This is a genomic window from Leisingera daeponensis (assembly GCF_019801465.1).
GTDB classification, from domain to species: Bacteria; Pseudomonadota; Alphaproteobacteria; order Rhodobacterales; family Rhodobacteraceae; genus Leisingera; species Leisingera daeponensis_A.
The window spans coordinates 1-20,544 of the sequence record NZ_JAHVJA010000007.1; the positions used below are offsets into that span (position 1 = coordinate 1).

Genomic DNA, 20,544 nt, shown 5'->3' on the forward strand with positions numbered 1-20,544 from the left:
ACTGCGGGAATGGAAGTTGATGCTTCCATACGCACGGATGTCCGGTCCGTGCTGGACTATATCGTGTCGCCCATTGCTGACCCGATCCAGCGCGCGTTCCATGAGCGCTGAAGGTTGGCTGGATTACGATATCTGGATGATCCGGCGGGGCAGGTGCAGAAAGCACGATCGCGGCTGAGGCCGTTGAAGCCCCTGTCAGACAGGCTGTGCTGCGACCTGTTCTGCAAGGCCGCCAAGCCGTTGGCAGAAACGCGGAGTTTGAACGCCGGAACCGCCTTGATTTTCAAGGTTCCATAGCCACGGTGCTGGGAAGTAAGGATTTGGTGGAGCCTAGCGGGATCGAACCGCTGACCTCCTGCATGCCATGCAGGCGCTCTCCCAGCTGAGCTAAGGCCCCAAACCTGTCCGCTTTTCAGTGTCCGTTCCGTTTTCGGTGCGGCCCGTCTTGCGGTGTGAGCGTCGTTTACGGGACGGCGGCGCAGGCTGCAAGAGGAAAATGCGCCGGGTCCCAAATTTTTTGCCGCCCCTCAGGACGGACAGTCCGGGGGCAGCAGAAAATGCCCCCGAACCGCTTGAACGGCCTCAGGAATCGTCGTCCGGCGACGACATGTCGGCGATGTCGTCCAGCGAGACGTTGTCATCATCATCGTCATCGTCCAGGACATCATCGCCCAGGTCGACATCAACGTCGTCGTCATCGTCCAGGACGACGTCGTCCGCGTCCATGTTCTCTTTGGCTTTCAGGGTGGCCGCGTCTTCGGCATCCGCTTCGATCATCCGGGTCTTGCCGGTATCCAGCTCGACGACCTCGCCCGTGTAGGGGCTGACGATCGGGTCCTTGTTCAGGTCATAAAAGCGCTTGCCAGTGGTGGGGCAGACGCGCTTTACACCCCATTCTTCCTTGGGCATGTGGATCCCCTTGATTTACTGGTGAGTCGTATCGACGATTCCGGTGCCTTGCCATATGAGGGGGGCACTGTCAAAGCCTTTGCCGGAAAGGGCGCATGCATGGCCGATTATCAACTGTCCGGGAACCCGCCGGTGCCGCTGACGCTGCGCCGCTCGGCGCGGGCGCGGCGGATCAGCCTGCGGATCTCCTCGCTGGACGGGCGGGTGACACTGACCCTGCCCAGCGGGCTGCCGGAGGAGACCGCGCTGGCCTTTGCCGAGGAAAAGGCGGACTGGATCCGCGCCAACCTGGAAAAACACCCCGAGGCAGTGGACGCGGTCTTTGGCGCAGCAATTCCCGTCGACGGCCAGGACCGGGTGATCGCGCCCGCACCGGGGCGGCGCATTCAGATGGATGCCGGCCGAATTGCGGTGCCGGGGCCCAATCCGGGCCGGCCGCTGCAGCGGTATCTCAAAGAACTGGCGCGCAACCGGCTGGCGGAGGCTTCCGACTTCTATGCCGCCCGGCTGGGGAGGGGCTACAGCCGCCTGACGCTGCGCGATACCCGCTCGCGCTGGGGCTCCTGCACCGCGGACGGCGGGCTGATGTATTCCTGGCGTCTGATCCTGGCGCCGCCTGCGGTGCTGCGCTACGTCGCCGCCCATGAAGTGGCGCATCTTCAGGAAATGAACCACTCGCAGGCGTTCTGGGACACGGTTGAGTGCATCCACGGCCGCTGGCAGGAGCAGCGCGCCTGGCTGCGCGAAAACGGCGCCAGCCTGCACCGCTACCGGTTCGGCGAATGAAATCAGGCCTTTGAGCCGGCAGGTGTGCGGGCTAAACTGGCGGCAGTTTTCAGTTGCCAGTTCCCGGTCCAGAGGCCTGCCCCCGTGTCAGACAAGCCGCAACGACGCCTTGCCGCCATCTTCATGCTGGATGTCTTCGGCTTCAGCCGCATGATGGCCGGGGACGAGGCCGGCACCCTCAACCAGGTGCTGGCCCAGCAGCAGACCCTGATTGCCCCTGCCATCCGCAGCCACGGCGGCCGCATCATCAAGCTGATGGGCGACGGAGTGCTAGCCCTGTTCCCCAGCGTGATCGCGGCGGTGGAGGCTGCGGCGCAGATCCAGGCGGATGCAGCGCGCACCCGGCATCTGCAGCTGCGCATCGGCATCAATCTGGGCGAGGTGATGATTGCCCAGGGCGATGTCTTCGGCGACGAGGTGAACATCGCCGCCCGGCTCGAAAGCCTGGCGCGTCCCGGCGGCGTGGCGCTGTCGGCCGCCGCTTATGACCAAGTTCGCAACCGCATCCCCTATGACTTCGAGGACTTCGGCCTGCATGAGGTCAAGAACATCCCGGACCCGGTGCAGGTCTACTTCCTGGGCGGGGAGCTGACCTCGCTGCCCTCCCTGCGCCGCAGCACCCTGCCGCCAAAACCGCCGGAGCCTGCCCGCCGCAACGGGATGCGGCCCGCGATGCTGCTTCTGGCGGGCTGCCTGGGGGCCGCCACGGCGGTGGCCGGGATCTGGGGCTGGCAGCAGGCGGCCCGTCATTCCGGCGTTGCGGCGCCGGTGCCCGGCCAGCCCGCTGCGGCTTCCTTCGAGGGCAGCCCGGTGATCGCGGTGCTGCCGTTCACCGCCGGCACGCTCCAGCCGGACATGGCGCGGATGCTGGCGCAGGATGTGATCCGCAGCCTTGCTGCGGCCGGCGATGTCCGCATCATTGCCCCGTCCAGTGCCCGCGCCGCTGCCGGATTGCTGCCGGGCGAGGCGGCGGCGCTTCTGGGGGCGGAATTCGTGGTGACCGGCCATCTTCCCGGGTCTTTGCGGGAAGGGGTGAAGCTGGAGATCCTTCAGGCCGATGCGGGGAGCGGAGAGCAGGTCAGGGCGGAGCCGCTCAGCATTCTGCCGCCGCAGCAGCAGGCGGCGGCGGTCACGCTTGCGCCGCAACTGGCGGACAGCATCATCCGCTATTTCGGCAAGCCGCTGCCGGAACTTGCCCGCCCGGACGTGCCGGATGAGGCCGTGCTGCGGCTGCTCACGGCCCGCAGCCTGAGGCTGCAGGGCAACCGGGACCGCGCGGACCTGGCGCTGGGGCAGGCGATCCAAATGGCGCCGGACTGGCCGGAAGCGCAGGCGCAGGCGGCGCTTTGGCATCTGGATATGCTCACCGGCCCTGCCGCTGGCCTGCCGCAGCGCGCGGCGGAGGCCGCGCAGATCGCGGCAGGTCTGCCGCCGCAGGCCGGCGTCCTGCAGGTGCAGGCGCTGGCGGCGCAGTTTGCGGGTAGGTCCGATGAGGCGCTGCAACTGGCTGAACAATTGGCTGAGACGTACCCCAACGATGCCGAGGGCCAGCTCCTGCGCGCCTGGCTGCTGCACCTGGCAGGGCAGGGGGGCGGCGCGCAAAATGTGCTCGACCAGGTCCGCCGGCTTGACCCGCTGCCGCAGCCGATGGCCCTGACCCTGCAGGCAGCACTTAACCTCGCGGCCGGCCATGAGGGGGAGGCCGCCGCTGTTGCGGCCGAAGCGCTGGCATCGGAGCCCGAGGCGCAGCTGGCCGGGCTGCTGCACTGCGCCAGCCTGGCCGCACTGGGCAATTTCGACGAGGCCGCTGCGGCCTGCGCCCGCCTCAAAGGCGCGCCGCTGACGGTCGATCAGGCGGCGGCGGCTTTCCCCTATTCGGCCCCCGCCCCGCAAAGGGCGCTGCGCACCGGCCTCAGCCTAGCAGGGCTGTCAGGCCGTCCCTGAGAACGCGCGCAATTGCGCGGTTGACCGCGGCGTGATTTGTGATCACATGAGCGGATGAACCCGAATGCCCGCCCCGCCCAGGAAGCTGCCTCCGCCCCCGCCCATGACCGGGTCTACCGCGCCTTGCGCACCCGCATCATGCATGGCGAAGTCACCCCCGGCGCTGCCCTGACCCTGCGCGGCATCGGCGGCGAATTCGGCGTTTCGATGACGCCCGCGCGCGAGGCGGTGCGCCGTCTGGCCGCCGAGGGCGCGCTGTTCCTGTCCTCCTCGGGCCGGGTGACCACGCCGGAACTCACCAACGAGCGGATCGAGGAACTGGCCGCCCTGCGCGCGCTGTTGGAAGTGGAACTGGCCAGCCGCGCGCTGCCGCGCGCCCACATGGCGCTCATCGACCGGCTGCAGACGATCAACTCCAACGTTGCTGAAATGGTCTCCAAGCGCGATGCGGTCGGCTATATCCGCACCAATCTGGAGTTTCACCGCGCCCTATACCTGCGCGCCCAGGCGCCGGCCATGCTGGCGATGGCGGAAACCGTCTGGCTGCAGCTGGGGCCGACCATGCGGGCGCTCTACGGCCGCTTGCGCCGCACCGACCCGCCGCAGAACCACCGCCTGATCATCGCCGCGCTCAAGGCCGGGGATGAGCCGGGCCTGCGCCTGGCGGTGCGGTCGGATGTGACCCAGGGCCTGCGGCTGCTGGCAGGCTGACAACGGGCGGTTCAGGGCAAGGGCGCCGCCGCAGCGGGTTCAGGTCACGCCCCACCAGCGCAGCGTCTGCTCAAAGTGGTGCCGGATTGCCTTCGTGGCAGCACCGGTATCGCGGTTGTCCAGCGCGTCGATAATGGCCAGATGCTCCTCCATCGCCGAGACGATCCGGTCCTGCAGGAAGGGGCGGGCGTTCTGGATGATGGCAATGCGCATCCGGTTGGCGGCATACGCCGAGGCCAGCTGCGGGTTGCCAAGACCGGCCGCCAGGAAGTCGTGCAGCGACAGATCCACCTCGATGGCCGCGTCCGGGGTCCCGCCGGCGGCGCTTCGCAGCGCGGTTTCGCGGAAGTCCTGATGCCGCCTGCGCAGCGTATCGAGACCCGCCAGATCGGCGCCGGCGATCCGGCGCCGCGCGCCTTCCTGGTCCAGCGCCATCCGGAAGTCGAGGCAGTCGCGGATGGTTTCGGGGCGCGCCTCCATCACTCGGATGCCGCGCTTCGGCAGGGTGACCAGCAGCCCCTGCGAACTGGCGTGCTTGACCGCTTCCCGGACCGCCGCCAGCGGCAGGCCCAGCATGGTCACCAGCTGGGACATCGACAGGAATTGCCCGTCGCGCAGCCGGCCGCTGCGCAGCGCGGCTGACAAGGCTTCCTGCGCCTTCTCGGTCAGAAGCTGTGCATCGCGTGACTGGGTCATCCGGCTGTCCTCAAGAGGGTGTGCCGCACTTAGCGGTCATTTCCCGCAGATTCAATAAGGTGCTTTCTGGAAATGCATACAGACTGCACGCTGAAACGAATGCTAACATGTTAGTTGCAAGTTCAGCTTGCCGCTTTCCTGCGGGACCGGCAAGCCGGCCGCCGCGGAAAGAAACCGGGACAACAGCCGGCCGCGGATCAGATCTGGGAGGATAAGATGACCGCAACCGAAGACCTGCATGTTGTCCACGGGGGGACGCTCGACCCCGAAGGCAACGCACTCAACCCCGTCGGCAGCGGCGAGAAAACCTGGGGATGGTTCGCCATCTTCAATATCTGGGCCAACGACGTGCAGTCGCTGTTCGGCTACTCGCTGGTGGCCTCGCTGTTCATTTCCTACGGTGTCGGCGGCTGGACCGCCTTTGCGGCCCTGATCGCCGCCGGCCTGTTCGTGATGTGGATGGTGAACCTCTCCGGCGCGCCGGGCGAGAAATACGGCATCCCCTATCCGGTGCTGGCGCGCGCCAGTCTCGGCACCCAGGGCGCCAAGCTGCCCGCCATCCTGCGCGCCACCGTGGCGGTGTTCTGGTACGGGGTGCAGGTATATTTCGCCTCGACCGCGCTGGCGCTGCTGATCCGCTCGCTCACCGGCGCCTCCGGCGGCGCCGAGATCCTCGGCCTCACCGGCATCGACTGGCTGTCCTTCGTGATCGTCTGGGGCTTCCACATCGTCATCTTCTGGCGCGGCATGAGCTGGGTGGAAACCTTCCTCAACATCGCCGGGCCCTTTGTCTACGTGGTGATGATCGGCCTCGTGATCGTGCTGTGGCAGCGCTCGGACGGCCAGCTGCTGACCGCGACGGCAACCATTTTTGCCAACCCCGAGGGCACCTTTTGGAGCGAGTTCAAGGGCTTCATTGCCATTGTCGGCACCATGGTCGCCTATTTCGCAGCGGTGATGATCAATTTCAGCGACTTCTCGCGCTATGCCAGGGACAAGCAGGCCATGGTCATGGGCAACCTGGCCGGACTGCCCTTCAACATGATCCTGTTCTCGGCCCTGGCCCTGCTGACCACCGGCGGCGCCGCGGTGGTCTTCGGCGAGGAGATCATCAACCCGACCGAAATCGTCGAGCGCACCGACAGCGTTCTGCTGGGCATTGTGGCTGCGATCACCTTCTTTGCCGCTACCGTCGGCATTAACCTGGTGGCCAACTTCATCCCGGCCGTGAACGGCATTGCGAACCTGGCTCCAGAGAAGATCAGCTTCCGCAAAGCGGGGCTCATCACCTCCCTGTTCGCGCTGGTGATCGGCGGCTTCTGGAACAGCTTCATCAGTCAGTTCGGCATCAGCGGCTTCGTCAACACACTGGGGGCGACACTGGCGCCGATCTTCGGGATTATGATCGTCGACTACTACCTGCACCGCAGGGAGCAGCTCAGCGAAGACGACCTCTACAACATGGAGGCCGGCATCTACCATTATGACAACGGCTGGAACAGCGCGGCGGTCAAGGCTTTCGGACTGGCGGCAGTTTTCTCCGTGGCGACCGTCTGGGTGCCGTGGTTCGGGTTCCTGTCGGGCTACAACTGGGTCATTGGCGCAAGCCTTGGCGGGGCGATCTATCACATGTTCGCCAAAAGTCAGGTCAGGCTCTGATGCTTCAGTGAGGCCCCTTGCCGGCGGGGGCCAGCCCCGCCGGCCTTTTAATTCGCCTGCCTCGCGCGCTCCGCATCGAAAACTGGACGCTGGGCCAAATGAAAAAACCCGGCTCCTGGGCCGGGTTTTCTGCGTTTTGCGGTGCGCTGCGGGTTTACGCCGCCAGCCCCTTGGAGCCGATCGCCAGGAATTTCTGGCGCCGGTCCTTCACCAGCGCGGCAGCGTCCATGTCCTTCAGCTCGTCCAGCATTTCCTGGATGGCGCCGCTGACGGATTTTATCGCCGCCTTCGGGTCGCGGTGGGCGCCGCCCAGCGGTTCCGGGATGATCCGGTCGTTGACGCCCAGCTTGTTCAGGTCCTGCGCGGTCAGGCGCAGCGCTTCCGCCGCTTCGCGCATCTTCTCGGCGTCCTTCCACAGGATCGAGGCGCAGCCCTCGGGCGAAATCACCGAATAGATCGAATGCTCAAGCATCGCCACCCGGTTCGCCGTGGCAAAGGCCACCGCGCCTCCTGAGCCGCCTTCGCCGATGATCACCGAGATCAGCGGCACGCCGATCTTCAGGCACATCTCGGTCGAACGGGCAATCGCCTCGGACTGGCCGCGCTCCTCGGCGCCCTTGCCGGGGTAGGCGCCGGCGGTGTCCACCAGGGTGATCACCGGCAGCTTGAAACGGCTGGCCATCTCCATCAGCCGGATCGCCTTGCGGTAGCCCTCGGGGCGCGCCATGCCGAAATTGCGCTCGATGCGCGATTTGGTGTCGCTGCCCTTCTCGTGGCCGATCACCACCACCGGCTGGTCGTTGAAGCGCGCCAGGCCGCCCATCACTGCCAGGTCATCGGCAAAGTTCCGGTCGCCGGCCAGCGGCGTGTATTCGGTGAACAGTGCCTCGATGTAGTCCTTGCAATGCGGGCGCTCCGGGTGGCGCGCCACCTGGCATTTGCGCCAGGGCGTCAGATTCTTGTACAGGTCCTTCAGCAGCTGTTCCGCCTTGGCGTCCAGCGCCTTGGCCTCATCCGCCACATCCATTTCCTCATTCGCGCGCGCCAGCGCCCGCAGCTCCTCCGCCTTGCCCTCGATTTCGGCCAGCGGTTTTTCGAATTCCAGATACTGGGTCATGTCGCCTCTGCTCTGCAGGTTTGCAGCTATATGGCCCTAGCAGCGCCAAGATGCAACTCAGCAAGATCCGCGATCTGCGCCTGTGCGGCCGCCAGGGGCCGGAGACGCACGCAGGAGACGCGCCTATGACAGCCTGCCGCGGCGGCCCGGCGCTATTGTCAAAGCTGGAAGCTATCCCTGGCGCGGCGCAATCACCTGCAGGGCTTCGTAGGTCTGGCAGTGCCGCTGGCGCTACTGCGGCCAGATCACCGGATAGAGCGAGGCCACCAGCAGCATCGCCATGGTCCAGTTGAACAGCACCAGGCGGCGCGGGCTGGTCAGGAGCCGCGCCATCTGCTGGCCCAGCACCGTCCAGGAGCCGACCGAGGGCAGGTTGATGGCGCCGAAGATCACCCCAACCAGCAGAATTGCCGTCAGGGTCTGGTCCGGCGTGTAGGCGCTGATGGCCGTCAGCGCCATCGCCCAGGCCTTGGGGTTCACCCATTGAAACGCCGCCGCCTGCAGAAACGTCATCGGGCGGCCTTCCGCCCCCTTGGCCTGCACCGGCGCCGCATGGGCGATCTTCCACGCAAGCCACAGCAGATAGACCACCGAAACCGCCTTCAGCACCGTGTAGCTGACCGGAAGTGCATCAAACACCTGCACCAGCCCGGCGCCGACCAGCAGCACCATGAACACAAACCCCAACGCCACCCCCAGCATATGCGGGATGGTGCGGCGGAAGCCGAAATTGGCGCCCGAGGCCATCAGCATCAGGTTGTTCGGCCCCGGCGTGATCGAGGAGACAAAGGCGAAAAGCGCCAGCGCGGTAAGGAGTTCGTATGTCATGCGCAAAATCATTGCGCCAAACCGGCCAAATGAAATTGCGTTTCGCTTCGACTTGCATGTAATTTCGCAATAAATGGCGAAAAATGACAAGATAAACCAGCATATATTGCAGGAGCTCAGCCGCGACGGCCGCATCAGCAACCTGGAGCTGGCGGAGCGGGTGGGCCTGTCACCCTCCGCCTGCCTGCGCCGGGTGCAGGAGCTGGAGCGCGCAGGCGTCATCACCGGCTACCGGGCGGTGCTGGACCGGCAGAAGCTGGGGGTGGGTTTTGCTACTTATATCGGCGTCGGCCTGGGCGAGCACACCAAGGAGGCGCAGCAAGCCTTCGAACGCGCCATGCAGGCAGCGCCCGAAGTGGTCGAGTGCCACAACATCACCGGCACCATAGAATACCTGCTGCGCGTCGAATGCGCCGATCTGCCCAGCTACAAGAAGTTCCACACTGACATTCTCGGCACGTCTCCCTACGTCACCGCGATCACCACCTATGTGGTGATGGGGTCGCCCAAGGATCTGCGGGCGTGAACTCTGGCTGAGGCTGGATTTTGAGTATTTTCGGAAAGATGAAAGACTGATGCGCTTCATCTTTCCCCAAATACTCACTGGGCTGCGTTGGCTTCAGACGCGCGGCTGCAGGTGTTGCGCACCCTGCGTACGCTGGTCTCACGGGATCTTAGGTTGCATTTGGCAGTTTTGGCTCCGATCGCGATCACCCGCCGGGGCTTGGCTTCCCGGCGCTCTTGGAACCGGACTCCCGCCTGGCAGCGGGGTCATGCAGAGACAACGTTCAGCATGCGGGCGGATACGCCCGTCCATCTCCGCCATTTTGGCGGCGCCGCCAATCCTTAACCGCCTGCGCTGGACCTGCAAACGGCACACAGGCAGATACGGAACAAACCGACCGGCAGGGCAGGGGCCTTGGCCGGCCCGCCGCGCTGGCCTGCAGGCCGGCGGTTCCGCAGGCCATCACCGGTCCTGCAGCAACGCCTCCATCGCAATCTCCGGCGAGGCCAAAACCGGCACCCTGGTCTGCGCCCGCAACGGTTCAGCCGCCCCCGCCATCGAGGCCTGCGCCAGCACCACGCAGGCAAAATCCATTGCCCCCAGCGCCTCGGAGACATCCGCGGCGACGGCCGCGGCAAAGCCGGATCTGTCCCCGGACTCAAACAAGGGCCAAAGCCCGCCGAGTTCCAGGCAGGTAAGCCCGGGATCGCGCCCCCCGAAGGCCCGCCGCAGCAGCGCCTCCGAAGGCGCCGCGGTGCTCTCCAGGCAATAGGCCATCAGCACCGGCCCGCCGATGCGTGCCGCGGCCTGCATCATCGGCCAGTCGATACGGATGGCGCCGGCTTCCTCCGCCACCGGGCCAAGGGTGGTGCAGGTGCACAGGACCGGACCGTCTGCAGCGGCAATGGCGCCGGCAACCTCCGCCCGCAGGCTGGCGTCAATCCCGCCCTGCGCCCGCGCCAGCCATCCGGCGCGCACCTGCTGGTCCAGAACCTTCTCCGGCGCCAGTGCCTGAAAGGTCTGTACATGCGCCTCAGCCGTGTGCAGCAAGGTCAAATCCGGCATTCTTCTCTCCAATCAAAAAGGGCGCCCCGGCGGGACGCCCTGGAACCCTCTCGTCACGAACCGGTGTCAGCTGCCCGCGATCAGCTCGGCCTGCGCCACAATCACTTCCGCCTGCTTAATCGAGGCGATATCGACCAGACGGCCCTTGTAGACGGTGGCGCCGGCGCCCGAGGCCTTGGCCTCTTCCATCGCTGCCAGGATCTCGCGGGCTTCCTGCACCGCCTCTTCCGACGGGGTGAACACCTGGTTGGCCAGCGCGATCTGGCTTGGGTGGATCGCCCATTTGCCGACCATGCCCAGCGTTGCCGAACGCTTGGCCTGCGCGATATAGCCCTCCTCGTCAGAGAAATCCCCGAACGGCCCGTCCACCGGCAGGATGCCGTGGGTGCGGCAGGCGGCAACGATCGCGGCCTGCGCCCAGTGCCAGGGGTCGGACCAGTGCTTCTGGCCCTCGCGGATCATGTAATAGTTCTCCTGCGTGCCGCCGATGCCGGTGGTCTGCATCCCCATCGAGGCGGCGAAATCCGCAGCCCCCAGGCTCATAGCCTGCAACCGGGGGGAGGATTTCGCGATGTCTTCCGCATGCGCGATGCCCGCCGCGGATTCAATGATGACCTCGAAGGACACCGGTTTGCTGCGGCCCTTGGCGCGCTCGATGGCGGTGACCAGCGCGTCCACCGCGTAGACATCCTCGGCACAGCCAACCTTGGGGATCATGATCTGGTCGAGCCGGTCGCCCGCCTGCTCCAGAATATCCACCACATCGCGGTACCAGTAGGGGGTGTCGAGCCCGTTGATCCGCACCGACAGGTATTTGCTGCCCCAGTCCACGCTGTTGATCGCCTCGATCACGTTGGCGCGGGCCTGGTCCTTGTCATCCGGCGCCACCGAATCCTCAAGGTCCAGGTTGATCACATCCGCCGCCGAGGCCGCCATCTTCTCGAACAGTTTCACCTTCGAGCCGGGGCCGAACAGCTGGCAGCGGTTGGGGCGCGCAGGGGCTGCGGGCTGGATGCGGAATGACATGCGGAGACCTCCCGGGGTAAGGAAATTGCAGAATTTTCGATCTTTGAGTTATTAAATTGCGCACCTCCTTGCAAGCGGATTTTGCACCTGCGGCAAGAGACGCCGCGTTGCGGCAATCCCGTTTGCGCCGTTTCCGTCGCAAACATGCGCGAATGTGCCGCCGCGGCCGCCTTAGGGGTGGGGCAGGGCGCAGGCCGCAAGCCCGGTGCGGGAAAGGAGTTTCATGAGACGCGCGTTGATCGAGAACTGGGCCTTGTTTCTGGGCATGATGATGCTGATGGTCGGCAACGGGCTGCTGGTCACGCTGCTGACAATCCGCGGGGCCACGCTGGGGTTTTCCGAACTGGAAATATCGATCATGCAGTCCTGCTACCCGCTGGGGGCGCTGGCCGGCACCATGCTGACGCCGCGGCTGATCGAGAAAGTGGGCCATATCCGGGTGTTCTCTGCGCTGGCGTCGATGGTCTCGGTGGCGGCGATCGCCCATCTGCTGACCGCGGACCCCGTCAGCTGGGCGCTGATGCGGCTTCTGGCGGGGTTCTGTTTCCCGGGGCTCTACGTGATCACCGAAAGCTGGCTCAATGCCAAGTCGGAAAACCGCATCCGCGCCCAGGTTCTGTCGGTTTACTTCATCATCCAGACGGCGGGGCCGGCGCTGGGCACCGCCATGGTCGGCCTGCCGGATCCCAGCGGCAACCTGCTTTTCGGGGTCACCTCGATCCTTCTGTCGGTGGCGATCGTGCCATTGCTTCTGTCCAACAACCGGGCGCCGGAGTATTCGGCGCCGGACCGGATGCCGGTGACCCGGCTGTACAAGGTGTCGCCGATGACGGTGCTGGGCATCGTCATCATGGGCGCCGGGGTGGTGGCCTGGTACATCAGCCTGCCGCTCTATGCGCTGCAGAACGGCTTCAGCGAGGCGCAGGCCTCAGGCGCGCTGGTGATCGCGCTGATCGTCTCGGCGCTGGTGCAATACCCGGTTGGCTGGCTGTCGGACCAAACCGACCGGCGCTATGTGGTGATCGCGCTGTCCGGGATTTCCGCGCTGGTGGCCTTGTGGATGGCGGTGGACACGGCGCCTTCGCGGATCGTGATCGGGTTCTCGGTGATCGCGGCAACGACGCTGCCGATCTATTCAATCCTTGCCGCCCACGCCAACGACCAGCTGCAGCCGGGCCAGGTTGTGCCCGCCAGCGGCACCATGGCCTTCCTGCTGCAGCTGGGCCAGTTCTTCGGCATTCTGATCGGCCCGAACATGATCGCCCTCGCGGACGGGCGGGGCCTGCAGTACCTGCTGATCGGGGTCGGCATCGTCGTTGCGCTGATCGCCATTGCCCGCCGGGCCAGTACCCATGCGCCGGAAGACACAGGCGAATTCCAGGCCATGGGCGTGATCGGTGTCGCGCAGCCCGGTGCGCTGCAGGCGGAAACCTGGTTGGAGGAGGAGGAATCGCGAACAAGTCCCTCAGTGGAGGGAGAATCTTCGGCAGTTTGATCATTCTGACGAAGAAAGTCTCGCAAGAGTAACTTTCTTGCGCGATTTCGAGAGGACTTTGCGCGAAATTCACCCGAAATTGACGCGACCTGTTATACTTGAAGGATGAGCGCGATGATCGAGACCCCTTATCTGCTGTTTCTGGGCGACGCGCCTGACATGCTGGCTGCCAAGGTTGCCATCGGCATTCGCGACTGGCGCCCCGAGCACGCTGTCGGCCAGATCTCCCTGCCGGGCTGCGGCGCTGACCTGGGCCTGAAGGAGCTGTCTCTGGCCGAGGCCAAGGAAGCCGGTGCCAAGACCCTGGTGATCGGCGTGGCCAACCGCGGCGGCGTGATCTCGCCCGCATGGAAAGAGGTGCTGATCGAAGCGCTGGAGATGGGCTATGACCTGGCCTCCGGCCTGCACAACCTGCTGCGCGACGAAGGCGACCTGGTGGCCGCGGCCCAGACGCACGGCGGCACCCTGCATGACGTGCGCGTCCCCACCGTCGGCTACCCGATTGCCAACGGCAAGAAACGCACCGGCAAGCGCTGCCTGGCGGTCGGCACCGACTGCTCGGTCGGCAAGATGTACACCGCGATGGCGATGGACGCCGAGATGCAGAAGCGCGGAATGAAGTCGACCTTCCGCGCCACCGGCCAGACCGGCATCCTGATCACCGGCCACGGCGTGCCGCTGGACGCTGTTGTGGCCGACTTCATGGCAGGCTCCATCGAGTACCTGACCCCGGACAACGACGACGACCACTGGGACCTGATCGAGGGCCAGGGTTCGCTGTTCCACATCTCCTATTCCGGAGTCACCCTGGCGCTGGTGCACGGCGGCCAGCCGGACGCGCTGATCCTTTGCCACGAGCCGACCCGCACCCATATGCGCGGCCTGCCGGAATACGATGTGCCGACCCTGGAAGAGCTGCGCGAGGTAGCCCTGCCGCTGGCGCAGCGCTCCAACCCGGCCTGCCAGATCGTCGGCATCTCGGTGAACACCCAGCATCTGAGCGAAGATAAGGCGGTGAAATACCTGGCCGAGGTGGAAGAGCGCATGGGCCTGCCTGCCGTCGATCCGTACCGCCACGGCGCCGGCCGCCTGGTGGACGCGCTGGCCGCAGTCTGATCTAACAGCCCCGCCGGAGGCGCGTGCCGACAGGGCAGGTGCCTCCGGCGGGAGTATTATTGGAAAGATGAAAAGGCAGGCGCCCCGGTTGCCGGGCACTGTGCCAGGGCCCCGCCGCCTGCGGAGGGCCGCAGGAAAGGGCAGTTTCATGAACATCACCGTCACCCCGGACGTCTTCAAACTGGCGCAGGCCTTCACCATCTCGCGCGGCTCGCGCACCGAGGCCAAGGTGCTGACTGTGCGGGTGGAGAAGGACGGCGTCACCGGCTGGGGCGAATGCGTGCCCTATGCCCGCTACAACGAGACGCTGGACAGCGTGACTGCCGAAATCGAAGGCCTGCCCGCCGATTTCACCCGCGAAGAGCTGCAATCGCTGCTGCCCGCCGGTGCCGCCCGCAATGCTGTCGACTGCGCGCTGTGGGATCTGGAAGCAAAACAGGCCGGCAAGCGGGTTTGGGAACTGGCAGGCCTGCCGGAGCCGAAACCGGAGATAACTGCCTATACCCTGTCGCTCGACACTCCTGAGAACATGCAGAAACAGGCGGCGGAGAACGCCCATCGGCCGCTCCTGAAGATCAAGCTCGGCACCCCCGACGACATGCCGCGGCTTGAGGCGGTGCGGGCCGGTGCGCCCGATGCCAAGATCATCATCGACGCCAACGAGGGCTGGTCGGCTGAGGTCTACGCCAAACTCGCGCCGCATCTGGTGCGCCTGGGCGTGGAACTGGTGGAGCAGCCGCTGCCCGCGGGCGAGGATGAGGCCCTGATCGGAATGGAACGCCCGGTGCCGGTCTGTGCCGACGAGAGCTGCCATGACCGCGAAAGCCTGCCGGGGCTCAAGGGCAAATACGACGTGGTCAACATCAAGCTGGACAAGACCGGCGGCCTGACCGAGGCCCTGAAGCTGCGCGAGCAGGCGCTGGCCGAGGGCTACCAGGTGATGGTCGGCTGCATGGTCGGCTCCTCGCTGGCGATGGCGCCCGCGACGCTTGTGGCGCAGGGTGCGGCGGTTACGGATCTTGACGGGCCGCTGCTTCTGGCCGAAGACCGCGAGGAACCATTGTTGTTTGATGCAGAAGGGGTCCACCCCCCGAAAGCTGCCCTGTGGGGTTGAGGAGAAAAAGATGACCCGTACCGTATATGTGAATGGCGAATATCTGCCCGAGGGCGAAGCCAAGGTATCGATCTTCGACCGCGGCTTCCTGTTCGCCGATGCGGTCTATGAGGTGACCTCGGTTCTGGACGGCAAGCTGATCGACTTCGAAGGCCACGCCGTGCGCCTGGACCGCTCGCTGAAAGAGCTGGACATGGCGTCGCCCTGCTCCAAGGAGGAGCTGCTGGAGATCCACCGCAAGCTGGTCGAGCTGAACGGCATCGAGGAAGGCCTGGTCTATCTGCAGGTCACCCGCGGTTCCGACGGCGACCGGGATTTCGTGTTCCCGACCGAGGACACCCCGCCGAGCCTGGTGCTGTTCACCCAGAACAAGCCGGGCCTGGCTGACAGCCCCGCCGCCGCGAAGGGCGCTAAGGTGATCTCGATTGAGGACATCCGCTGGGGCCGCCGCGACATCAAGACGGTGCAGCTGCTTTATCCGTCGATGGGCAAGATGATGGCCAAGAAGGCTGGCGCCGATGATGCCTGGCTGGTCGAGGACGGCTATGTGACCGAGGGCACCTCGAACAACGCCTATTATGTGAAGAACGGCAAGATCGTGACCCGGCCGCTCAGCAACGACATCCTGCACGGTATCACCCGCGCCGCGGTGCTGCGGCTGGCGGCCGAAGCGCAGATGGAGATCGAGGAGCGCCTGTTCACCATCGAGGAGGCAAAGCAGGCGGATGAGGCCTTTACCACCTCCGCCAGCGCCTTTGTGATGCCGGTGGTGGAGATTGACGGCGTGCAGCTGGGCGACGGCGCCCCGGGCCCGATCGCCAAGCGCCTGCGCGAGATCTACCTGGAAGAAAGCCGCAGGAAAGCGGTCTGAGGCCGATTGCCGGACCGGACGGAAAGGCCGCCCCTTGGGGCGGTCTTTTTTGTTCAAAAGAGAATCAATTCCGCCGAGGCGGGACAGACGGCCGGGCTGAAAACCCTGCTTGAGGACTGCCCGGACAGAGCTATTTTCCAGCCATTGGCAACAATGAGCGCCGGGCTGGGGGACTGTTCCGGAAGGGGGCTCCTTCAGCTCAGGATTTTAACTAATTTTACACAAAATGCGCCCGCCGGTGCCGGTTTGCAGTACTCTGGCTGCAGGTGATGGGAACCGGCCAAGGGGCCGCCAGCCAGAGCCGCAGACCGTGGAGGTGCCAGATGGAACAGTGTTATCAGCCGGAGATCGGGGAAGCCGCGCGCAGCCGTGCCGCAGAGCCGAGCGAAGCGGAGATCCTGGCTGCTGTCCGCCGGGTGCTGACCGCGGATGTGGTGGAGCATCCCGAATATGCCCAGGCGCCTGCCAGCCAGGGGTGGCTGGCCGGCAAGCTCCTGGCGCGGGAGCGTCCGGCACCGGGCGCGCTGGCTTCCCGGCTTCTGGGCTGCTTCCGCGGCTAGGCGCGCCGTCCGGGGGTGCGCGCCCTGCTGCGGACCGGCGGTCCGGAAAATTGTTGAAGACATTTGTTGCAATGGCCGCCCGGAACGGGCGGCCTTTTTCTTTGCAGCAGCAGCGCCGGCCTTTTGTGCTAGCCTTGGTGTGAAATCAGACGAGGGCTGCAGATGCTGAACCGGGTTTGGATGCTGCTGGCAGCGGCGCTGATGGCAACACTTGCTGAACCGGCGGATGGAACTGCGGAATGCGGCGGCGGGACACCCTGCCGGATTGACGGCGGTGAGTACTATATGGCTTTGCCGGACGGCTGGCAGGGCGGGCCGGCGGTGATGTTCCTGCATGGCTATGGAAGCAGTGGTGCCAAGGTGATTGCCAATTCCGGTCTGGTGGCGGGTTTTATCCGGCGCGGCTATGCGGTGCTTGCCCCCAGCGGGCTGCCCTGGCAGGAGGGCAAACCCGCCGATTGGTCGGTGCGCGACGGCTGGAACACCTATCCCCGCAATGACCTGGCGTTCCTGCGCGATGTGCTGGCGGACGCCGCCGCCCGCGCCGGGGTGGCACCGGACCAGCTGCTGCTGAGCGGCTTTTCCCGCGGCGGCTCGATGGTGTGGGAAGTGGCCTGCCTGGCGCCGGAGTTTGCCGCCGCCTATGCGCCGGCTGCCGGCGGCTTCTGGCTGCCGATGACGCAGGACTGCAAGGGGCCGGTGCGTCTGCTGCACATACACGGGTTTACCGACAAGGTCGTGCCGCTGGAGGGGCGGTTGATCCAGGGGGCAGCGGCAGAAATCGTGCAGGCTGACATCTGGGAGGGGCTGCAACTGTGGCGGCGGGAAAACGGCTGCCCCAGCAACGCCGCAGAGCATCAGGCCGAAAATGGCATCTGGCGCAAACGCTGGAAATGCCAAGCGGGAGGGCTGGAACTGATCTTGCACAAAGGAGGCCACAGCCTGCCCATGGGCTGGAGCGCGATGGCTCTGGACTGGTTTGAAAGCCTGGGGCGCTGAGGCAGCGGGGCCGGGAAGTCATAGCTGCCCCGCTGCCCGTGACCTTTTTGCCTGCATGCGGTTAGTGGCAGTGGACGCGGCCGGTTGCCGTTTCCATATGGCAGCACTGGCCCGGAGGCGAGCTTTTACGGCAGCCGCCGCCGTGCATGACGGTGTCTTGTTGAACGGCAGGTGCCTGCGCCGCTGACGGGGCCGCAAAAACGGCAGCCGCGGCTAGGCTCAGGACCCATTGATTTCAGGCTTTCAGCATGATTCACCAGTCGAAAATCGAGCGGTGATATGTCTGATCTCTTCTGGCTGACCGACGCGCAGATGGCCCGTCTGGAACCCTTTTTCCCAAAGTCCCACGGCAAGCCGCGAGTTGATGACCGGCGTGTCCTGAGTGGAATTATCTTTTTCAATCGCAATGGCTTGCGGTGGCGGGATGCGCCCAAAGAGTACGGCCCGCACAAGACCCTGTACAATCGCTGGAAGCGGTGGAGCGAAAAAGGGGTCTTTGTGCGGATCATGGCAGGCTTGGCTGCTGATCATGGCGAGGAAAAGACTGTGATGATCGACGCAACTTACCTGAAAGCGCACCGTACGGCTTCCAGTCTTGGGGTTAAAAAGGGGGGTGGGCCTGATCGGGCGCACTAAGGGCGGCATGAACACTAAGCTGCACGCAATCTGTGACAGCTAGGGGCGTCCACTGAACCTGTTCGTGACCGCCGGGCAGGTGAGTGATTACACCGGTGCAAAGGCGCTTCTGAGTGGGCTGCCTGACGTCCAGTGGCTTCTCGGAGATCGCAGAAATGATGCCGATTGGGTTATAGAAGCGTTGAAGGACAAATGGATACGCGCCTGCATCCCCGGCGGAAAGCAGCGCAAGAAAGCCATCAGATACGACAAACGCCGATATAAGCGGCGCAACCGCATTGAGATTATGTTCGGCAGGCTGAAAGACTGGCGGAGGGTCGCGACACGATACGACAGATGCCCAAAAGTCTTCCTCTCAGCAATCGCGCTTGCAGCCCTCGTTATCTACTGGCTTTGAAACTCAATGAGTCCAGAGCCTAGCATGGCGGCAATGCACAGGATGGTTTTCAGGGGCATCATTGGGGGCTTCGCTTGGGATGTGATGCGGTTGTATTCTCTTGTTGAGCGGGCGGGGCAAGGCGGCTTTCGCCATTTGCGGGTGTGGCATTTCGCCAGTGCCTTTTTAGATGAGGCTCTGACATCTGGCTGGTGTTCCCGAGTGTTCAGCCGCCTTCCTTGAGCCGCTGCCTGAAGAACCCCAGGATTTCGTCCCGCGCCGCCAGGGTCGGGCTGCCGGCCTCATCCACCAGATGCGCGGTCTCAACGCTGTGCGGCGCGGGGACGTGTTTGGCGAAAAACGGCGGCACGTCCGTGGCGGCGGCGCTGTCCGGGAGGGTGCGGGCTTCAAGCCGGTCTCCCAAAGCCCCGGCATAGGCGGCAAAGCGCTGGGCCTGGCAAAAGGCGTCGCCCTCGAACCGGTAAGCAAGAACGGTCAGATCTTCGCGCTCCATCCGGTCGCGCACCGCCGCAAGCTCCTCCGGGGGCTTTCCAGTCCGGCGGGCGAGTCCAGCGGCAGCGAGGGCTGGGCCAGGACCGGGGCCAGAACTGAGGCCTCCAGCATCATCGACATCGCGAAATTACCGGTGAAGCACATGCCGATAGCGCCGGTGCCGGGGCCGCCGCATTCCTGATGCGCCTGCCGCGCCAGTGCCCGCAGCCATTGGGTGACCGGGCTGGGCCCGTTGCCCGCAAAGGCACGGAACTCAGCGCTGACGCAGGCGCGGCGGAACACCACCGCGCCGGCCGCCGCCGTGCTCTGGTGCCCAAGGAGCAATGCCCGATGGCGCTGGCCGCGGATATTCTGGGCGACCGCTGGACGCTCTCGATCCTGAGAGAGGCTTTTTACGGGGTCTGCCGCTACGACGATATGCGCGAGGACCTGAAGGCGGGGGGCTCCATCCTGACCGACGGGCTGAACATGCTGGTGGCGCGCGGGGTACTGGAAAAACAGCCCTGTCAGGAGGCGGGCGGCGGGTGCGCCAGGCCTATGTGCTGACCGGGGCCGGGCGCGGGCTGGCGCTGGCGTTTCTGGCGCTGACCCAATGGGGGGAAGCGCATGTTCTGGGGGGAGAGGCGCCGGTTGCGGTGGCGGACCGGCTAACCGGCGCGCCGCTGCGGGTGGGGCTGACGGACGCGGACGGCAAACCGGCCGACCCTGCGCGCGCGGCCTTGCGGCTGACGGGCTGAGACGGAGACAGGCCCGGCTCTTTCACCTTTGCGGCAATACACTGGGGTGAATTGGCCGTGAGGCCAAGAGGGGCAGCGCCCCTTGTCCGGACAATTCCGCGGGGCAGGAAAACGACGCGCAGGAGAGCGGGAACCGGCCTGCCGGCCTGCACCCGATGGCCTTAGCCTGAGTGCAACAGGGAGCAGACCTATGCGGCCATTCGAAGGAGCGCGGGTGCTGGACCTGACGCATGTCTACGCCGGACGGTTTGCCGCCTTTCAGCTGGCGGTGAGCGGGCAGGGACGGCGGACCGACGCGGCAATGGCGGATGCGGCGCTGATGCTGCAGAACTCCGGCACGGCCCAGGCGTTCGCGACCGGCAAGGGGCCGCGGCCGCATGGCAACCAGGACCCCGGCCTGGCGGGCTATGTCGGCTATCAAACCACCGACGGCACGCTGATGATCGGCGCCTGCACCAACCGGCAGATGGCGGTGCTGATGCGCGCGGCAGGCCATCCGGCGGAGGCTGCGGCGGTCGAGGCGACGCCGCGGGCGGATATCGCCGCGCGCCGGGCCTGGGATGCCGGGGTGCTGACGGAGGTGCTGAAGATCCCCGGTGCGGCGGAATGGGAGCCTTGCTGAATGCCCATCACGTGCCTGCGGCGAGGGTGCGCTATCTGGAGGACAGCCTGCAGGAGCCGCATTACGCCGCCTGCGGCGTGCCGCAGGAGGTGCAGAGGCAGCGGCGGACGGCGGCAAGCTTTGCCTTTGGCCACGGCGGCCCGGCGCTGGACCACGGCCCGCGGGCGCATGGCGCCGACTCTGCCGCGGTGCTGCAAGAGCTGGGGATACCGCCGGAGGAATTCGAGGCGCTGAATTCCCGCGGCGTGGTCGCCTGAGC

Annotated in this window: 23 protein-coding genes, 1 tRNA gene and 1 pseudogene; 16 read left to right on the top strand and 9 right to left on the bottom strand. The window is 65.6% G+C overall.

The window, feature by feature from the left end; all coding sequences use genetic code 11:
• Positions 1-321 precede the first annotated feature (321 nt).
• A tRNA-Ala gene (locus KUV26_RS14905) sits at positions 322-397 on the bottom strand.
• A 185-nt stretch (positions 398-582) separates the two neighbouring features.
• Positions 583-909 carry a TIGR02300 family protein gene (locus tag KUV26_RS14910; RefSeq protein WP_065265710.1) on the bottom strand — a complete coding sequence of 109 codons (327 nt, stop codon included), beginning with the start codon at positions 907-909 and terminating at the stop codon, positions 583-585.
• Between the two features lie 99 nt (positions 910-1,008).
• On the opposite strand from KUV26_RS14910, the gene KUV26_RS14915 reads away from it, so the two are divergent.
• The 3 genes from KUV26_RS14915 (at position 1,009) to KUV26_RS14925 (ending at position 4,350) form a co-directional block, all read left to right on the top strand.
• Complete coding sequence (locus KUV26_RS14915) at positions 1,009-1,695, top strand: M48 family metallopeptidase (protein ID WP_222508908.1); 687 nt, start codon at positions 1,009-1,011, stop codon at positions 1,693-1,695.
• Between the two features lie 123 nt (positions 1,696-1,818).
• Positions 1,819-3,639 carry an adenylate/guanylate cyclase domain-containing protein gene (locus KUV26_RS14920; RefSeq protein ID WP_261399911.1) on the top strand — a complete coding sequence of 607 codons (1,821 nt, stop codon included), beginning with the start codon at positions 1,819-1,821 and terminating at the stop codon, positions 3,637-3,639.
• A 54-nt stretch (positions 3,640-3,693) separates the two neighbouring features.
• A complete protein-coding gene (locus KUV26_RS14925; protein ID WP_222505526.1) occupies positions 3,694-4,350 on the top strand; it encodes a GntR family transcriptional regulator in 657 nt (218 codons plus the stop codon).
• Between the two features lie 39 nt (positions 4,351-4,389).
• Here the strand turns inward: KUV26_RS14925 and KUV26_RS14930 are convergent, their stop codons facing one another.
• Positions 4,390-5,046, bottom strand: coding sequence for a GntR family transcriptional regulator (locus tag KUV26_RS14930; RefSeq protein WP_222508910.1), 657 nt, complete (start codon positions 5,044-5,046; stop codon positions 4,390-4,392).
• Between the two features lie 216 nt (positions 5,047-5,262).
• Between KUV26_RS14930 and KUV26_RS14935 the strand changes: the two genes are divergently transcribed.
• Positions 5,263-6,705, top strand: a complete 1,443-nt coding sequence (locus tag KUV26_RS14935) for an NCS1 family nucleobase:cation symporter-1 (protein ID WP_222508911.1) — start codon at positions 5,263-5,265, stop codon at positions 6,703-6,705.
• 154 nt (positions 6,706-6,859) lie between these two features.
• On the opposite strand, the gene KUV26_RS14940 is transcribed toward KUV26_RS14935, so the two are convergent.
• Positions 6,860-7,822 carry an acetyl-CoA carboxylase carboxyltransferase subunit alpha gene (locus KUV26_RS14940; protein WP_222505529.1) on the bottom strand — a complete coding sequence of 321 codons (963 nt, stop codon included), beginning with the start codon at positions 7,820-7,822 and terminating at the stop codon, positions 6,860-6,862.
• 231 nt (positions 7,823-8,053) lie between these two features.
• On the bottom strand, positions 8,054-8,650 hold the full coding sequence (locus KUV26_RS14945; protein WP_222508912.1) for a LysE family translocator: 597 nt from the start codon (positions 8,648-8,650) through the stop codon (positions 8,054-8,056).
• A 73-nt stretch (positions 8,651-8,723) separates the two neighbouring features.
• Here KUV26_RS14945 and KUV26_RS14950 point away from each other — a divergent pair, with 73 nt between their 5' ends.
• Positions 8,724-9,176 carry an Lrp/AsnC family transcriptional regulator gene (locus tag KUV26_RS14950; protein WP_222508913.1) on the top strand — a complete coding sequence of 151 codons (453 nt, stop codon included), beginning with the start codon at positions 8,724-8,726 and terminating at the stop codon, positions 9,174-9,176.
• 441 nt (positions 9,177-9,617) lie between these two features.
• Here the strand turns inward: KUV26_RS14950 and KUV26_RS14955 are convergent, their stop codons facing one another.
• Positions 9,618-10,220, bottom strand: a complete 603-nt coding sequence (locus tag KUV26_RS14955; protein WP_222508914.1) for an aspartate/glutamate racemase family protein — start codon at positions 10,218-10,220, stop codon at positions 9,618-9,620.
• 66 nt (positions 10,221-10,286) lie between these two features.
• The gene (locus KUV26_RS14960; RefSeq protein WP_222508915.1) at positions 10,287-11,246 is read right to left on the bottom strand and encodes an L-malyl-CoA/beta-methylmalyl-CoA lyase; all 960 of its coding nucleotides are present in this window, start codon (positions 11,244-11,246) and stop codon (positions 10,287-10,289) included.
• A 223-nt stretch (positions 11,247-11,469) separates the two neighbouring features.
• Between KUV26_RS14960 and KUV26_RS14965 the strand changes: the two genes are divergently transcribed.
• The 7 genes and pseudogenes from KUV26_RS14965 to KUV26_RS14995 all read left to right on the top strand — a co-directional run bounded on the left by KUV26_RS14965 (position 11,470) and on the right by KUV26_RS14995 (position 18,434).
• Positions 11,470-12,741, top strand: coding sequence for an MFS transporter (locus KUV26_RS14965; RefSeq protein ID WP_222508916.1), 1,272 nt, complete (start codon positions 11,470-11,472; stop codon positions 12,739-12,741).
• Positions 12,742-12,855: 114 nt separating this feature from the next.
• Entirely contained in the window at positions 12,856-13,857 is a 1,002-nt protein-coding gene (gene dgcN, locus KUV26_RS14970) for an N-acetyltransferase DgcN (protein ID WP_222508917.1), read from the top strand.
• A gap of 148 nt (positions 13,858-14,005) precedes the next feature.
• Positions 14,006-14,971 carry an N-acetyl-D-Glu racemase DgcA gene (gene dgcA, locus KUV26_RS14975; RefSeq protein ID WP_222508918.1) on the top strand — a complete coding sequence of 322 codons (966 nt, stop codon included), beginning with the start codon at positions 14,006-14,008 and terminating at the stop codon, positions 14,969-14,971.
• A gap of 10 nt (positions 14,972-14,981) precedes the next feature.
• Entirely contained in the window at positions 14,982-15,842 is an 861-nt protein-coding gene (locus KUV26_RS14980) for a D-amino-acid transaminase (RefSeq protein ID WP_222508919.1), read from the top strand.
• A 323-nt stretch (positions 15,843-16,165) separates the two neighbouring features.
• The gene (locus KUV26_RS14985) at positions 16,166-16,402 is read left to right on the top strand and encodes a hypothetical protein (protein WP_222508920.1); all 237 of its coding nucleotides are present in this window, start codon (positions 16,166-16,168) and stop codon (positions 16,400-16,402) included.
• A 162-nt stretch (positions 16,403-16,564) separates the two neighbouring features.
• The gene (locus tag KUV26_RS14990) at positions 16,565-17,401 is read left to right on the top strand and encodes an alpha/beta hydrolase family esterase (protein ID WP_222508921.1); all 837 of its coding nucleotides are present in this window, start codon (positions 16,565-16,567) and stop codon (positions 17,399-17,401) included.
• A 279-nt stretch (positions 17,402-17,680) separates the two neighbouring features.
• Positions 17,681-18,434 (top strand): annotated as a pseudogene (locus KUV26_RS14995) (IS5 family transposase).
• Between the two features lie 205 nt (positions 18,435-18,639).
• On the opposite strand, the gene KUV26_RS23675 reads toward KUV26_RS14995, so the two are convergent.
• On the bottom strand, positions 18,640-18,939 hold the full coding sequence (locus KUV26_RS23675; protein WP_261399912.1) for a hypothetical protein: 300 nt from the start codon (positions 18,937-18,939) through the stop codon (positions 18,640-18,642).
• A complete protein-coding gene (locus KUV26_RS23680) occupies positions 18,909-19,250 on the bottom strand; it encodes a hypothetical protein (RefSeq protein ID WP_261399913.1) in 342 nt (113 codons plus the stop codon). The genes KUV26_RS23675 and KUV26_RS23680 overlap by 31 nt, the downstream gene beginning before the upstream one ends.
• On the opposite strand from KUV26_RS23680, the gene KUV26_RS23685 reads away from it, so the two are divergent.
• The 4 genes from KUV26_RS23685 (at position 19,236) to KUV26_RS15015 (ending at position 20,542) form a co-directional block, all read left to right on the top strand.
• Positions 19,236-19,472 carry a winged helix-turn-helix transcriptional regulator gene (locus KUV26_RS23685; protein WP_315900119.1) on the top strand — a complete coding sequence of 79 codons (237 nt, stop codon included), beginning with the start codon at positions 19,236-19,238 and terminating at the stop codon, positions 19,470-19,472. The genes KUV26_RS23680 and KUV26_RS23685 overlap by 15 nt on opposite strands.
• A complete protein-coding gene (locus KUV26_RS23690) occupies positions 19,451-19,663 on the top strand; it encodes a hypothetical protein (RefSeq protein ID WP_261399914.1) in 213 nt (70 codons plus the stop codon). The genes KUV26_RS23685 and KUV26_RS23690 overlap by 22 nt, the downstream gene beginning before the upstream one ends.
• A 190-nt stretch (positions 19,664-19,853) precedes the next feature.
• Positions 19,854-20,285: a CoA transferase gene (locus KUV26_RS15010; protein WP_222508922.1), complete on the top strand. Its 432-nt coding sequence runs from the start codon at positions 19,854-19,856 to the stop codon at positions 20,283-20,285.
• The gene (locus KUV26_RS15015) at positions 20,270-20,542 is read left to right on the top strand and encodes a hypothetical protein (RefSeq protein WP_222508923.1); all 273 of its coding nucleotides are present in this window, start codon (positions 20,270-20,272) and stop codon (positions 20,540-20,542) included. The genes KUV26_RS15010 and KUV26_RS15015 overlap by 16 nt, the downstream gene beginning before the upstream one ends.
• Positions 20,543-20,544 lie beyond the last annotated feature (2 nt).

Excerpts from the sequence above, each read along its gene's own strand:
- KUV26_RS14960 (WP_222508915.1), bottom strand. The coding sequence starts at position 11,246 with ATGTCATTCCGCATCCAGCCCGCAGCCCCTGCGCGCCCCAACCGCTGC.
- KUV26_RS14915 (WP_222508908.1), top strand. The coding sequence starts at position 1,009 with ATGGCCGATTATCAACTGTCCGGGAACCCGCCGGTGCCGCTGACGCTG.
- KUV26_RS14950 (WP_222508913.1), top strand. The coding sequence starts at position 8,724 with ATGGCGAAAAATGACAAGATAAACCAGCATATATTGCAGGAGCTCAGC.
- dgcA (WP_222508918.1), top strand. The coding sequence starts at position 14,006 with ATGAACATCACCGTCACCCCGGACGTCTTCAAACTGGCGCAGGCCTTC.
- KUV26_RS14980 (WP_222508919.1), top strand. The coding sequence starts at position 14,982 with ATGACCCGTACCGTATATGTGAATGGCGAATATCTGCCCGAGGGCGAA.
- KUV26_RS15010 (WP_222508922.1), top strand. The coding sequence starts at position 19,854 with ATGCGGCCATTCGAAGGAGCGCGGGTGCTGGACCTGACGCATGTCTAC.
- KUV26_RS14985 (WP_222508920.1), top strand. The coding sequence starts at position 16,166 with ATGGAACAGTGTTATCAGCCGGAGATCGGGGAAGCCGCGCGCAGCCGT.
- KUV26_RS14965 (WP_222508916.1), top strand. The coding sequence starts at position 11,470 with ATGAGACGCGCGTTGATCGAGAACTGGGCCTTGTTTCTGGGCATGATG.
- KUV26_RS14990 (WP_222508921.1), top strand. The coding sequence starts at position 16,565 with ATGCTGAACCGGGTTTGGATGCTGCTGGCAGCGGCGCTGATGGCAACA.
- KUV26_RS14940 (WP_222505529.1), bottom strand. The coding sequence starts at position 7,822 with ATGACCCAGTATCTGGAATTCGAAAAACCGCTGGCCGAAATCGAGGGC.
- KUV26_RS14920 (WP_261399911.1), top strand. The coding sequence starts at position 1,819 with ATGCTGGATGTCTTCGGCTTCAGCCGCATGATGGCCGGGGACGAGGCC.
- KUV26_RS14955 (WP_222508914.1), bottom strand. The coding sequence starts at position 10,220 with ATGCCGGATTTGACCTTGCTGCACACGGCTGAGGCGCATGTACAGACC.
- KUV26_RS15015 (WP_222508923.1), top strand. The coding sequence starts at position 20,270 with ATGGGAGCCTTGCTGAATGCCCATCACGTGCCTGCGGCGAGGGTGCGC.
- KUV26_RS14930 (WP_222508910.1), bottom strand. The coding sequence starts at position 5,046 with ATGACCCAGTCACGCGATGCACAGCTTCTGACCGAGAAGGCGCAGGAA.
- KUV26_RS14935 (WP_222508911.1), top strand. The coding sequence starts at position 5,263 with ATGACCGCAACCGAAGACCTGCATGTTGTCCACGGGGGGACGCTCGAC.
- KUV26_RS14925 (WP_222505526.1), top strand. The coding sequence starts at position 3,694 with ATGAACCCGAATGCCCGCCCCGCCCAGGAAGCTGCCTCCGCCCCCGCC.
- KUV26_RS14945 (WP_222508912.1), bottom strand. The coding sequence starts at position 8,650 with ATGACATACGAACTCCTTACCGCGCTGGCGCTTTTCGCCTTTGTCTCC.
- KUV26_RS14910 (WP_065265710.1), bottom strand. The coding sequence starts at position 909 with ATGCCCAAGGAAGAATGGGGTGTAAAGCGCGTCTGCCCCACCACTGGC.
- dgcN (WP_222508917.1), top strand. The coding sequence starts at position 12,856 with ATGATCGAGACCCCTTATCTGCTGTTTCTGGGCGACGCGCCTGACATG.